This window comes from Janthinobacterium foliorum, from assembly GCF_978021625.1.
Window position 1 is genome coordinate 75634 of record NZ_CDXDQE010000006.1, and the last position, 13305, is coordinate 88938.

10 protein-coding genes are annotated in these 13305 nt (G+C 66.1%); 8 read left to right on the plus strand and 2 right to left on the minus strand.

Annotated elements, in window-relative coordinates:
* Positions 1 to 182 precede the first annotated feature (182 nt).
* Positions 183 to 2177, plus strand: a complete 1995-nt coding sequence (locus ACZ92H_RS14395) for a glycoside hydrolase family 3 protein (protein WP_465049885.1) — start codon at positions 183 to 185, stop codon at positions 2175 to 2177.
* 12 nt (positions 2178 to 2189) lie between these two features.
* On the opposite strand, the gene ACZ92H_RS14400 is transcribed toward ACZ92H_RS14395, so the two are convergent.
* Positions 2190 to 3308, minus strand: a complete 1119-nt coding sequence (locus tag ACZ92H_RS14400) for a Gfo/Idh/MocA family protein (protein WP_465049886.1) — start codon at positions 3306 to 3308, stop codon at positions 2190 to 2192.
* Between the two features lie 32 nt (positions 3309 to 3340).
* Positions 3341 to 4534, minus strand: coding sequence for a phytanoyl-CoA dioxygenase family protein (locus ACZ92H_RS14405; protein WP_465049887.1), 1194 nt, complete (start codon positions 4532 to 4534; stop codon positions 3341 to 3343).
* Positions 4535 to 4649: 115 nt separating this feature from the next.
* Between ACZ92H_RS14405 and ACZ92H_RS14410 the strand changes: the two genes are divergently transcribed.
* The 7 genes from ACZ92H_RS14410 (at position 4650) to ACZ92H_RS14440 (ending at position 13298) form a co-directional block, all read left to right on the plus strand.
* The gene (locus ACZ92H_RS14410; RefSeq protein WP_465049888.1) at positions 4650 to 5693 is read left to right on the plus strand and encodes a LacI family DNA-binding transcriptional regulator; all 1044 of its coding nucleotides are present in this window, start codon (positions 4650 to 4652) and stop codon (positions 5691 to 5693) included.
* A 66-nt stretch (positions 5694 to 5759) separates the two neighbouring features.
* Positions 5760 to 7571, plus strand: a complete 1812-nt coding sequence (locus tag ACZ92H_RS14415; RefSeq protein ID WP_465049889.1) for a DUF885 domain-containing protein — start codon at positions 5760 to 5762, stop codon at positions 7569 to 7571.
* A gap of 147 nt (positions 7572 to 7718) precedes the next feature.
* Positions 7719 to 8174: a homoprotocatechuate degradation operon regulator HpaR gene (gene hpaR / locus ACZ92H_RS14420; RefSeq protein ID WP_254786083.1), complete on the plus strand. Its 456-nt coding sequence runs from the start codon at positions 7719 to 7721 to the stop codon at positions 8172 to 8174.
* A gap of 369 nt (positions 8175 to 8543) precedes the next feature.
* Positions 8544 to 9737 (plus strand): porin, encoded by a 1194-nt coding sequence (locus ACZ92H_RS14425; protein WP_465049890.1) that lies wholly within the window; start codon positions 8544 to 8546, stop codon positions 9735 to 9737.
* 28 nt (positions 9738 to 9765) lie between these two features.
* Positions 9766 to 10281, plus strand: coding sequence for a sugar dehydrogenase complex small subunit (locus ACZ92H_RS14430; RefSeq protein WP_465049891.1), 516 nt, complete (start codon positions 9766 to 9768; stop codon positions 10279 to 10281).
* A gap of 9 nt (positions 10282 to 10290) precedes the next feature.
* Positions 10291 to 11901 (plus strand): GMC family oxidoreductase, encoded by a 1611-nt coding sequence (locus ACZ92H_RS14435; RefSeq protein ID WP_465049892.1) that lies wholly within the window; start codon positions 10291 to 10293, stop codon positions 11899 to 11901.
* The gene (locus tag ACZ92H_RS14440) at positions 11898 to 13298 is read left to right on the plus strand and encodes a c-type cytochrome (RefSeq protein ID WP_465049893.1); all 1401 of its coding nucleotides are present in this window, start codon (positions 11898 to 11900) and stop codon (positions 13296 to 13298) included. The genes ACZ92H_RS14435 and ACZ92H_RS14440 overlap by 4 nt, the downstream gene beginning before the upstream one ends.
* The last annotated feature ends 7 nt before the right edge of the window (positions 13299 to 13305 follow it).

Here is a 13305-nt window from a genome sequence, read left to right on the forward strand (position 1 = left end):
AGCACTTTGTAGGAGATTGTTGGTTGTCGTGCCATCTAACCAAAAATTGTTTTCGCAGGTACAAAACGCGTGCTGCGCAGTCAAGAAACTCACGCATTCCCACGCTATATTGTTTTCGGGCCGGTCCTGATACCGCCCGGATACCTACAAAAACAGTCTTGGAGATAATGATGAATTGCACAATGAAACCGATGGCCCGCGTGGTTGCCGGCTGCGTCGCCACGCTTGCCCTGGCCGCCTGCGGCAACGACACCGTCAGCGAGGAATACGCGCAGCCCGTGTTTGGCGCCACCACCTTCAATCTGGTCAAGGTCGATGGCTATACCTTCAAGGACATGAACCGCAACGGCAAGATCGACCCGTACGAGGACTGGCGCCTGTCCGCCGAGGCGCGCGCCGACGACCTGCTGGCGCGCATGACCCTCGATGAAAAGGCCGGCCTGATGATGCACGGCACGGCGCCCACCCTGTCAGACCCGTCCGGCATCGGCCTCGGCGGCGCGTATGACCTGACGGCCCTGCAGGACCTGATCGTCAGGCAGTACGTCAACACCTTCATCACGCGCATGGCGGGCGACACGGCCAACATGGCGGCGCAGTACAACAAGCTGCAGGCCCTGAGCGAAACGTCGCGCCATGGCATCCCCGTTTCCATCAGCACGGATCCGCGCCACCATTTCCAGTACACGGTGGGCGCCAGCGCCGGCACCAAGGGTTTTTCGCAATGGCCGGAAACCCTGGGCCTGGCGGCCATCGGCGACGATGCGCTGGTGCGCCGCTTCGGCGACATCGCGCGCCAGGAATACCTGGCCGTCGGCATCACGCAGGCCCTGTCGCCGCAGGCCGACCTGGCCACCGAGCCGCGCTGGTCGCGCATCAACGGCACCTTTGGCGAAGATGCGGACCTGGCCAGGCGCATGGTGCAGCACTATATCGAGGGCTTCCAGGACGGCAACACGGGCCTGCATGACGGCAGCGTGGTGGCCGTCGTCAAGCACTGGGTGGGCTACGGCGCGACGAAGGAAGGCTTCGACGGCCACAATTACTATGGCCGCTACATGACCTACCCGGGCAATAATTTTGCGTATCACGTAAAACCGTTCGAAGGGGCGTTCACGGCCAGGGCGGCTTCCGTCATGCCCACGTATGCGCTGCCGGACGGCAATATCACCATCGATGGCATCACCCTGGAACAGGTGGCGGCCGGCTTCAGCAAGACCATGCTGACGGATCTGCTGCGCGGAAAATACGGCTTCGAGGGCGTGATTTTGTCGGACTGGGGCATCACGTCCGACTGCGACGCCAACTGCCGCAACGGCACGCCGCCGGGCGTGGCGCCGTCGTTCATCGGCTTCGGCACGCCGTGGGGCATGGAAGACGCCACCAAGGCCGAGCGCTATGTGAAGGCCGTCACGGCGGGGATGGACCAGTTTGGCGGCGTGACGGAAGCGCCGTACCTGACGCAGGCCGTGCAGCGCGGCCAGCTGACGGAAGCGCGCATCAACGCCTCGGCGCGGCGCATCCTGGTACAGAAATTCAAGCAGGGCCTGTTCGAGCACCCGTTCGTCGATGCGGCCAAGGCGGCGGCCACGGTGGGCAAGGCGGAGTTCGTCGAGGCGGGTCTGGAGGCGCAGCGCCGCTCGCTGGTCCTGCTGGAAAACAAGGACAAGGTCCTGCCGCTGGCGGCCAGCGTCAAGAAAGTCTACCTGTACGGCATTGACGCCGCCGTGGCGAAGCAGTATGGCTACACGGTGGTGGCCACGCCGCAGGAAGCGGACGTGGCCCTGCTGCGCGTGGCCGCGCCTTTCGAGATACTGCACCCGAACTACATCTTCGGCAGCATGCAGCATGAAGGGCGCCTGAACTATGTCGATGGCGACGCCGACTACGAGGCGATCAAGAACGCGGCGACATTCGCGCCGAAGACGGTGGTCACCGTCTACCTGGACCGGCCGGCCATCCTCGGCAACGTGCAGGACAAGGCCAGCGCGATTCTCGCCAACTTCGGCGTCAGCGACGGCGCGCTGTTCGATGTCCTGACGGGCAAGGCCAAGCCGCAAGGCAAGCTGCCGTTCGAGCTGCCCTCGTCGATGGCCGAAGTGCAGGCACAGAAATCGGACGTGCCGTATGACACGGCGCATCCGCTGTACAAGTTCGGCTACGGGCTGGGGTACTAGGCGACCCTGTCGTCAGCGCAGTGCAATCCAGCTGCGCTCCTGCATGGAGCGCAGCGCGGCGGCGATCACCTTGTCCACTTCGTAGCCATCGCGGAAGGTGGGCCAGACCGGTTCGCCGCTGGCGATGGCGTGCAGGAAGTCGCGCGCCTCGATGACGATCTGCTCATTGTAGCCCGTGCCGTGCCCCGCACCCTGGGAAAATGCCAGGTAGTCGGGGTGGGCCGGCCCCATCAGGATGCGCTGGAAACCCTGGCGCTGCGCCGGCCGGCCCGCGTCGTACAGCCACAGGGCATTCTGCTCTTCCTGGTCGAAGGCAAGCGCGCCTTTCGTCCCCGTGATGCGGTAGGTGTAGCCCATCTTGCGCCCCGCGGCCACGCGGCTGAAGGTCAGCGCGCCCAGCGCGCCGCTGGCAAAGCGCAGCATCAGGTTGCCCTGGTCGTCATTTTCCACCGCTTCCATGCCTTGCGGGCCGTCGCGCCGCGCATGCACGGTGTTCATGTCGGCCACCAGCGCATCGATCGGGCCCCCCAGGCGCAGGGCCAGGTTGATCAGATGCGAGCCGACGTCGGCCAGCGCGCCGGCACGCGTTGCCGTGGCTTCCCGCGTGCGCCACGACGCCGGCGCGCGCGGGTCGTGCAGATAGTCTTCCACGTGCTCGGCGGCGACGTGGATGATCTCGCCGATTTCGCCCGATGCGATGATCTGCCGCGCCAGCTGGCTGGCCGGCGTGCGGATGTAGTTATAGCCGACCATGTTGGCCACGCCCGCCTTTTCCGCCGCCTGCGCCAGCTGCAGCGATTCCCCGGCCGTCATGCCCAGCGGCTTTTCGCAGAACACGGGCTTGCCCAGGGCCAGCGCGGCCAGCACGATGTCCCTGTGCGTGGCCGGCGGCGTGGCGACGATGATGGCGTCGATGGCGGGGTCGTTGACCAGCGCGCGCCAGTCGCCCGTGGACCTGTTCCAGCCCAGTTCCCGCGCGCTGCGGGCCGCGCCTTCCGCGCTGCTGGTGGCGATGCAGGCGCACACGGGGTTGCGGGCCGTGGGAAAAATGCTGCGCACGGCCTTGTAGGCGATGGTGTGGGCCTTGCCCATGTAGCCGGCGCCGATCAGGCCGATATTGATATCTTGCATAGGGAGTCTCCGAAGGTGTCGCGGGATGGGATTCAGGCTTGCTGGCGCCAGGCGTGGCTGTCCAGCGCATCGCGCAGGCGCGCCGCGGGCCAGTCCTGGTCCAGCGCCTGCAGCACCAGCTGCTGCTGCGTGGGCGGCGCCATGCCATCGATGGGCTGGTCGCGGTCGAGATTGCTGGGGAAGGCATAGCCTTCGGCGCAGGCGGCCACCGCGTGAGCAATGCCGTCGGCCGACAGCGTTCCCTTTGCGCGCAAGGCTTGCAGGGCAGGGTACAGGGCGGCGCTCATGGCGCGGCGGTCCAGCGCTTCCATGGCGCGGCCGAACGGCGACGACGCCTGCAGCAGGTTGGCCATGCGGCGGATATCGGGCGAACGGTTATGGCCCGCCGCATGGAACAGCGCGGGGTTGAAGAAGACGGCGTCGCCCCTGGACAGGGGCAGCTGCACGCAATGCCGGGCAAAATAATCGCGGAAAGGCCGCTGCTGCCAGGCGAGAAAGCCGGCCTGGTAGCGCTGGGAATAGGGCAGGTACAGGGTGGGGCCGGATTCGACCGGCATGTCGCAGTGGGCGACGGCGCCCTGCAGCGTGAGCAGGGCGGACATCTGGTGCACGGGCGCGGGATACGCGGCGCAGGCGGCGGCGCTCTGGAAGCCCAGGTGGTAGTCGCGGTGCGGCGCCTGGGCGGCCCCGCCCGGATTGACGACATTGACTTGCGCCGTCATCTGGTAGGCCGGTCCCAGCCAGGCCTGGCAGATCCACGCGAAGACGGGATTGGCGTAATAGCGTGCGAATGCTTCCGGCGCGCGCAGGCAGAGCTTTTGCTGGGCGTTCCAGATGCGGTCATTCGCTCCCGGCTTGGCGAAATGGTCGCCGCCCGCCTGGCCGCTGGCATGCTGTTCGGCGATCAGGGCGTAAAAAATGCCGTTCACCTGTTCCAGGTTGTCCATGTCGGCGACGGCGCGCCGCAGCACGATGACGCCGGGGCCGTCCATCAGCGCCTGGCCCCATTCGGCCTGCAGCGCGCGCAGCGCGGCCGGATTGGCGGCCAGCGCGCGCACGGCATCGCAGTCGTACAAGACGATATTTTCTAGCACGGCGGCGGCATGGGGATAGTCGGCCAGCGCCGTGCTGCGGCTGACGGTGGCGATGAAGTCCTGCAGGTCGCAGCTTTCCGGCGTCAGCCAATAGGGGGCGGGCGGCGCAGCGCGGGCCTCGGTGGTATGCATGCGGTGTCTCCTGGTGTGGATGTTGTCAAGGATGTTGTAGAATCAGTATAGGGATGAAAAGCCGCATTTTTCATCAGGAAATCCATCAAAAAACCATCAAGGCAATGGAGACGGCATGACGCATCCCTTTCCCGTCAAGGTCGTGGCGCTGCAGGCCGGCGTCAGCGTGGCCACCGTCGACCGCGTCATCAAGCAGCGCGGCGGCGTGCACGCCAGCACCGTGCGCCGCGTGATGCAGGCGCTCGACGAGCTGGCGCGGCAAAGCACGCAGGTGGGCCTGTCCGGCAAAAAATTCATGCTCGACGTGCTGATGGTGGCGCCGCGCCGCTTCACCGATGCCGTGCGCGGCGCGCTCGAAGCGCAACTGCCGTCCCTGCAGCCAGCCGTGCTGCGTTCGCGCTTTCACCTGCACGAAACGCTGGAAGCGGAGGGCATCGCCCTGCTGCTGGAACGCATCCGCAAGAACGGCAGCCATGGCGTGCTGCTGAAAGCCCCCGACTTGCCGCCGGTGAGCGACGCGGTAAGGCGCCTGGCGGCGGCCGGCATTCCCGTCGTGACGCTGGTGACGGATTTGCCCGCTTCCGCGCGCTGCGGCTATGTGGGCATGGATAACCGCGCGGCGGGCGAGACGGCCGCTTACCTGATCGGCCAGTGGCTGGGCGGCGCGAGGAAGAAACAGCAGGTGCTCGTGACCCTGAGCAGCAACCGTTTTCACGGCGAGGAGGAGCGCGAGATCGGCTTTCGCCGGGCGCTGCGCGAGCGGCACCGGCATGTGAGCATCGTCGAAGTGAGCGAAGGACACGGCATCGATGGCGCCACGGGCGCGCTGGTGCGCCGGGCCCTGGCCGACCATCCCGGCATCGCCGCCGTGTATTCGATTGGCGGCGGCAATGCCGCCATCGTGCAGGCCTTCGCGCAGGCGGGGCGGCGCTGCCAGGTGTTCATCGGCCACGACCTCGATGCGGACAACCTGGCGCTGCTCGAATCGGGGGCCATCCACGCCGTGCTGCACCACGACCTTGGCCAGGACATGCGCCGCGCATGCCAGGAGCTGCTGCGGGCGCAGGGCGCGCTGCCGCCACTGGCGCAGCCGGCGTCGCTGTCGGCCATCCAGGTCGTCACGCCCTGGAACCTGCCACCCCTGAATGGCCTGAATTGACAGGCGTGCGGCGCTCGCCGATACTCGTCGCTTCGCTCATCGCTCACCTCAGGAAGGAATCACCCGATGTCCGTCATCCCGAAATTGCATCAGACCGTGCTTGCCGCCTTGCTCTCCACCGCCTTTGCCATGCCCGCCATGGCTGCCGCCGCCCCGGCCGCCGCCAGCGCCACTGCCGCCTGGGTCGAGGCCAGCAACCGCAACGCCGCCATCGTGCTGGCGGCGCAGGCGCAGTTCTCGCCCGAAAACGCCTCCGACACGGGCCTGGCGCAATACGATGGCCTGGCGGCCGACCTGGGGCCCAAGATCACGGATCGCTATGTGGCCGCCATGCGGCAGGCGCGCGCGCAGCTGCAGCAGAAGCTGGCGACGGAAAAGGATGAACGCATCCGCCAGGATTTGCAGATCCTGACGAACGCCGTCGACCAGGAAATCGCCGGCGCCCAGCTGGAAGCCAAATATGCCCTGCCATGGGTCGACGTGCCGCAAATGGTCTTTGGCAGCATGCAAAGCCTGCTGCAGGAGCAGCGCCCGGCAACGCGCCGCGCCAAGGCGCTCGAGCGCCTGCAGCGCTACGTGGGCCAGTATCCGGGCAGCACGCCGATCACGCAGCAGGCGAAGGCGCGCTTCACGGAAAAAATCGGCCAGAAGGGATTGGCCGGTCCCGTGCGGCTGCAGGTGGAGCAGTCGCTGGAAAACGTGCCGACGTATATCGCCGGCATCCGCAAGCTGTTCGCCGACATGCAGATCACCGGCGCGGAAGGCGCGCTGGCGGCCATGGAACAGCAGCTCAATGACTACGCGGCGTGGGAAAAGCAGGTGGTGCTGCCCCTGTCGCGCACGGATTTCCGCATGGCGCCCGAGCTGTACGCCTTCCGCCTGAAACAGGTGGGCATCGACATCGCGCCGCGCGCGCTGGTGGAACGGGCCGAAGTGGCCTACCTGGAGACGCGCGCGGCCATGCAGGCGCTGGCGCCCGTGGTGGCGGCCAAGCTGGCCTTGAAGGGCGTCGACGGGACGGATTACCGCCAGGTGCTGCGCGCGCTGAAAGGCGATTCCATCCCCGATGCGCAGCTCGAAGCGCACTACAAGGGCGTCAATACCCAGCTGGAGGAGCGCATCCGCGCGCAGCGCGTGGTCGATGTGCCGCAGCGCGCCATGACCATGCGCCTGGCCTCGGCGGCCGAATCGGCGGCCCAGCCGGCGCCGCACATGCGTCCGCCTCCGCTGATCGGCAATACGGGCGAACACGGCCAGTTCGTCCTGCCCGTCAGCAATCCGACCAGCAGCGGCAAGGGCGAAGCGTATGACGACTTCAATTTTGCCGGCGCCGCCTGGACCCTGAGCGCGCACGAGGGCCGTCCCGGCCACGAGCTGCAGTTCAGCGCCATGGTGGAGCGGGGCGTGTCGCAGGCGCGCAGCCTGTATGCGTTCAACAGCGTCAACGTGGAAGGCTGGGCCCTGTATGCGGAAGCGGAGATGATTCCTTACGAGCCGGCCGAAGGCCAGTTCATCGCGCTGCAGTTCCGCATGCTGCGGGCGGCGCGCGCCATGCTCGACCCGATGCTGAACCTGGGGCAGGTCACGCGCGAGGAAGCGGGGCGCATCCTGACGGACGAAGTGATGCTGTCGAAACCGATGGCGCGCCAGGAGCTGGACCGCTACACCTTCAACATGCCGGGCCAGGCGGGCAGCTATTTCTATGGCTATACGCGCATCCTGCAGCTGCGCGCGGAAACCGAGCTGGCGCTGGGCGAGAAGTTCGACCGCCTGGCGTTCAACAATTTCCTGCTGGGCCAGGGCTTGCTGCCGCCGGACTTGCTGGCCAAGGCCGTGCGCGAGCATTTCATCCCCGAGCAGAAAAAAGCCGGGGGCTGACGTCGCAATCGCCACCTGCCCGCCATGCCGTGGCGGCGTGAGCGCGGCGGGCGGGTGGTGATGCGCGCCCCGGCATTTTCGCCTGCCATTCTCCTGTGGCGGGTCGTATAATTACGCTAATTTTTCTGGCCACCCCGGGAGTTCCGCTTGCAGTTACCGATCCGTTATCCGAACATGCCGCAATTGCTGCTGAAGGCCCGCGAGAGCCTGCTGCAGCATTTCCGTCCCATCCTCAATCACTTCGGCGTGACGGAGCAGCAGTGGCGCATCATGCGCGCGCTCAATGAAAGCCCGACCCTGGAACCGCGCGAGCTGTGCGACATCTGCCAGATTTCCAGTCCCAGCATGAGCGGCATCCTGGCGCGCATGGAGGAAATCGGCCTGATCGGGCGCAGCAAGTTCGAGGGCGACCAGCGGCGCCGCAAGGTGCACCTGTCGGAGGCGGGCGCCAGCCTGCTGCTGCAGATGGGCAAGCTGATCGACTTGCAGTACGCAAGCCTGGAGGCGGCCTATGGCAAGCAGGTGTTCGACGACATGCGCCGCGCGCTGGACGCCTTTATCGCCCTGGAAACCCTGCCCGTGGCGCCCGCCATCCTGCGCTGAGCGGCCTCCGCCGCCAGCCGTTTTTCTCCCCGCCTGACTGCCCCCGCGGCGCGTGTTTTTCCGCACGCGCCGCCGCTGCATTTTCCATGCTGTTTTTGATAATTTCCGCAGCGTGCCGGGCTTGTGCGCCCGCGTGAACAAGTTTTGCTATAAGACAAAGGAATGTTTTGCTATAAGACTATGCCTTACAGTCAATCACTTACATATGAGTAATTAAGCGTATAATTTGCCCCACTTGATCCAAATCAAGAAGAAAAGCGGACGTTCCCGTCGTCAAGCGGGGGCGGCAACGCGGCGCTATCGCCCGTATTTCCCCGTCAGACGGAAAAACTTGGCCGGCGTACAATAAAACAGGAAAGTCAGGAAAAAATGAAAAATACTTGCATGCGCACCATCGCGCTGGCCCTCTCCACGCTCGTCGGCGCAAACGTTTGCGCGCAGAGCAACGTCAGCATTTACGGCGTGGTCGACGCGGCCATGGCGTACACCAGCAACCAGGGCGGCGACTCGAATACCTACATGCGCAGCGGCAACTTGTCCGCCAGCAAAATCGGCTTCCAGGGTGTGGAAGACCTGGGCGGCGACCTGAAGGCGCTGTTCTTGCTGGAAAGCGGCTTTGAAAGCGACACGGGCGCGATGAGTTCCGCCGGCACGCTGTTCAACCGCCAGGCCTATGTGGGCTTGCAATCGAACGCCTACGGTACCCTGACGGCCGGCCGCCAGTACACGCCGTACTACCTGCTGGTGGGTTCCCTGGCGTCGAGCAACATCCTGACGGGCGCCACGGGCGCGCATCCCGGCGATATCGACGGCCTTGATACGACCGTGCGCATCAGCAATTCCCTCAGCTACAGCATGCCCGCATGGCGCGGCCTGCAGGCCAGCGCGCAATACGGTTTCGGCGAAGCGGCCGACAGCAATGCCGTGGGCAGCAGCTTCAGCGCCGCCGTCAAATACAGCACCTCGCCGGCGGAATTCGCGCTCGGCTACCTGAAACTGAAAAATGGCGAGAATGCCGCCAGCAACATGGCCATGAGCGGCCAGGGCGGCTGGAACAGCAACGCCTCGGGCAGCTTCGGCATCTCCGCCGTCAACCAGGGCTATGCCACGGCCGACAGCATCCAGTACATCGCCGCCAGCGCGCGCTACACCATGGGCAAGTGGATGGTCGGCGCCAATGCCAGCAACGTGCAGTACCAGGCCGGCACCCGTTCCGCTTTCCGCGACACGGCCATCTTCAACACGGCCGGCCTGATCTCCAGCTACCAGCTGACGCCGCAGTGGTTCCTGGCCGCCGGCTACAGCGACACCTTCGCCAGCCGCGCCAACGGCATCACGGACCGCGCGCGCTACCGCCAGCTGTCGTTCGAGCAGAACTACGCGCTGTCGAAGCGCACCTCGGTCTACCTGATCGAAGCGCGCCAGCTGGCGAGCGGCCAGACCCTGGGCCAGAACGGCGCCATCGTCGATGCCGTCGCCTCGGTCGGCGATGCGCAAAACGGCACGCCATCGTCGAACGGCGGCCAGACGGTCGTCATGGTCGGTCTCAAGCATTCTTTCTGAACGGTTGCTGAACTCACGGGAGCTTCAATTGGACGCTACACATAACAAGGAGGGCCGCGGCCCTCTGAATCCCGGCCGCCGCATGGTGCTGGCCGGCTTGCTGTCGGCTTCGGCCGCGGCGCTGATTCCCTGGGCGCTGGCCGAACCGGTCGCCAACGCGGAGCAGGGCGCTTTCCTCGGCGTGTCGGCCATGCTGGTGGGACGCCAGGTGCTCGACCCGGCGCTGGCCAGGCGTCTGTACGATGCGCTGGCGGCGCAGGACGCCGCCTTCCCCGCCAACGTGCGCGCGCTGCTGGCGCTGATCAACGCGCAAGGCTTGCAGGCCGCCGGCTTGCAGCAGGCGCTGGACGCGGCGCAGTCGCCGCTGGCGGCCTTGCCGCGCCAGATCGCCAGCGCCTGGTACCTGGGCATCGTCGGCACGGGCGAGGCGGCCGTCTGCGTCGCCTACGAGCAGGCGCTGAACGCGGCCGTCGTGGCCGACGTGCTCAAGCCTCCCACGTATTCCTACGGCGCCTACGGCAGCTGGGCCAGAAAACCAATTTAAGGAGCCACCATGGCTGAACAACTCTCCGCCGATTACCTCGTGATCGGTTCCGGCATCATAGGCTCCCTGGCCGCGCGCAAGCTGGCGCTGGCGGGCGCCTCGGTGCTGATCCTGGAAGCGGGACCGCGCGTCTCGCGCGGCGAAATCGTCGCTCGTTTCCGCAACACGACGCGCCGCAGCGACTGGATGTCGCCGTATCCGTCCATCGCCACGGCGCCGCACCCGATCTACCAGCCCAAGGACAACGGCTACCTGGTGCAGGCCGGCCCGTATCCGTACCCGGCCGAATACATCCGCCAACTGGGCGGCACCTCGTGGCACTGGGCCGCGCAGGCGTGGCGCAACGTGCCGAACGATTTCCGCATCCACACCCTGTACGGCGTGGGCGTGGACTGGCCGATCAGCTATGCAGACCTGGAGCCGTTCTACCAGGAAGCGGAAGAAATCATGGGCGTCTCGGGCGCCGAGAACACGGGTTCGCCGCGCAAGCAGCCCTTCCCGATGGATTCCGTGGCCGAGCCTTATGCCATGCGCCGCATCCGCGAGCGCCTCGACCCCACGTTCAAGGTGGTGGGCAACACGGTGGCGCGCAACAGCGTCAGCTACGATGGACGCCCGGCCTGCTGCGGCAACAACAGCTGCCAGCCGATCTGCCCCATCGACGCGCAATACCACGGCGGCATCGCCGCGCAGCAGGCCGAAGCGGCTGGCGTGCAGATCGTCTGCAATGCCAACGTCTACAAGCTGGAACACGACGCCCAGGGCCGCATCACGGCGGCCCTGTACTACGACGTCGACAAGAAGAGCCACCGCGTCACGGCGAAGACCTTCATCCTGGCCGCCAACGGCATCGAAAGCCCCCGCCTGCTGCTCGTTTCCGCCTCGGACAAATATCCGAACGGTCTGGCCAACAGCAGCGACATGGTGGGCCGCAACCTGATGGACCATCCGAGCACCTCGATCACCTTCGACGCCGATGAAGACCTATGGCTGGGCCGTGGCCCGCAAAGCCCCAATTCCATCAACACCATGCGCGACGGCGACTTCCGCAGCGAGCATTCGCCGTACCGCCTGGACTTCACGAACATCTCGCGCGTCGATGGCACCACCAAGGAACTGATCGGCAAGGGCGTGTTCGGCGAAGAGTTCGAGCAGCAGCTGCGTTTCCGCTCGGCGCGTGAAATGAGCCTGAAAAACGTGCTGGAAGTGCTGCCGAACCCGGAAAACCGCATTGCCCTGAGCAGCGAAAAGGATGCCATGGGCATCCCCAAGCCGCAGGCGCATTATTCGATCGACGAGTATACCAAGCGCGGCCACGAACGATCGAAGCAGGATTTCGAGAAGATCGCCAAGCTGATGGGCGGTACCAACCTGCGTCACAGCAAGGAAGGCGTGTTTGCCAACAACCAGCACATCTGCGGCACCCTGTCGATGGGCTCCGACCCCGCCAAGGCCGTCTGCGACCAGTGGGGCCGCACCTTCGACCACGCCAACCTGTTCCTGTGCAGCACCGGCGTGCTGCCCACGTCGGGCACCTGCAATTCGACGGAAAACGGCCTGGCCGTGGCACTGCGCACCGTCAAGCACATTCTCGACGAACAAAAGGGAGGAACAGCATGATGGCGACCTTCAGAATGGCGGCCGGCGCCGCCTTGCTGTCCCTGGCCTTGCCCGTGCTGGCGGCCGACGCGGTGCGTCCGGACGCGGCGGCGATCGAGCGGGGCCGCTACCTGGCCACAGCCGGCGACTGCATCGCCTGCCACAGCGTGCCGGGCGGTAAACCGATGGCCGGCGGCCTGGCCCTGGCCACGCCGCTGGGCGCCATCGTCGCCACCAACATCACGCCATCGACCACGCACGGCATCGGCAGCTACACGCTCAAGCAGTTTTCCGACGCCGTGCGCCACGGCGTGCGCGCCGACGGCGCCAACCTGTATCCGGCCATGCCCTACACGGCCTACGCCAAGGTGACGGACGAGGACACTGCGGCCCTGTATGACTACTTCATGCATGGCGTGGCGGCGGTGGACGCGGCGCCGGCGCAGGCGACGGACTTGCCGTTCCCGTTCAATATCCGCCTGTCGATGGCGGGCTGGAACATGCTCTTCCTGGACAAGAAGCCCTTCGTGGCCGATACGGCCAAGAGCATGGAATGGAACCGCGGCGCCTACCTGGCGCAAGGCCTGGCCCACTGCACCACCTGCCATACGCCGCGCAATGCGCTGATGGCGGAACAGCTGTCGAAGGAACTGGGCGGCGCCGACCTGGGCACCTGGTACGCGCCGAACATCACCTCGGACATCAACAGCGGCGTGGGCGGCTGGAGCCAGCAGGAACTGGTCGACTACCTGCGCACGGGCCGCGCCGCCAACAAGGCGCAGGCCGCGGGACCGATGGCCGAAGCCATCGACCATAGCCTGAAGCACCTGAGCGACGCCGACCTGAACGCCATCGCCCACTACGTCAAGGGCGTGCCGGCCATCCGCGACAAGGCCGACACGCAGCCGGTGACGCAATGGGGCAAGGCGGGCGACGACCTGGCCAGCATCCGCGGCGTGCCGCTGCCGCAAAACCTGAACAAGATGTCGGGTGCGCAGCTGTACGATGCGCAGTGCGCCAGCTGCCACCAGGCCAAGGGCGAGGGCAGTTTCGACGGCAGCCTGCCGCCGCTGTTCCACAACTCGGTGACGGGCCGCAGCAACAGCAACAACCTGGTGATGGCGATCCTCGATGGCGTGGAGCGCCAGGACCGCAAGGGGAATCATGCCGCGGGCCACCTGATGCCGGCCTTCCGCCAGACCCTGTCGGACGAGCAGATCGTCACCCTCGGTAACTATGTGCAGAAGATGTACGGCAATCCAGACGTCAAGGTGACGGCGGAACAGGTGACGACCCTGCGCAACGGCGGTCCTGCCTCGAACCTGATCGGCCTGGCTCGCGCGGGCATCATCGTCGGCGTGCTGGTGCTGCTGGCATTGCTGCTGTGGTGGCGGGCGCGCCGGCGCAGGGATGCATAGGCACGTT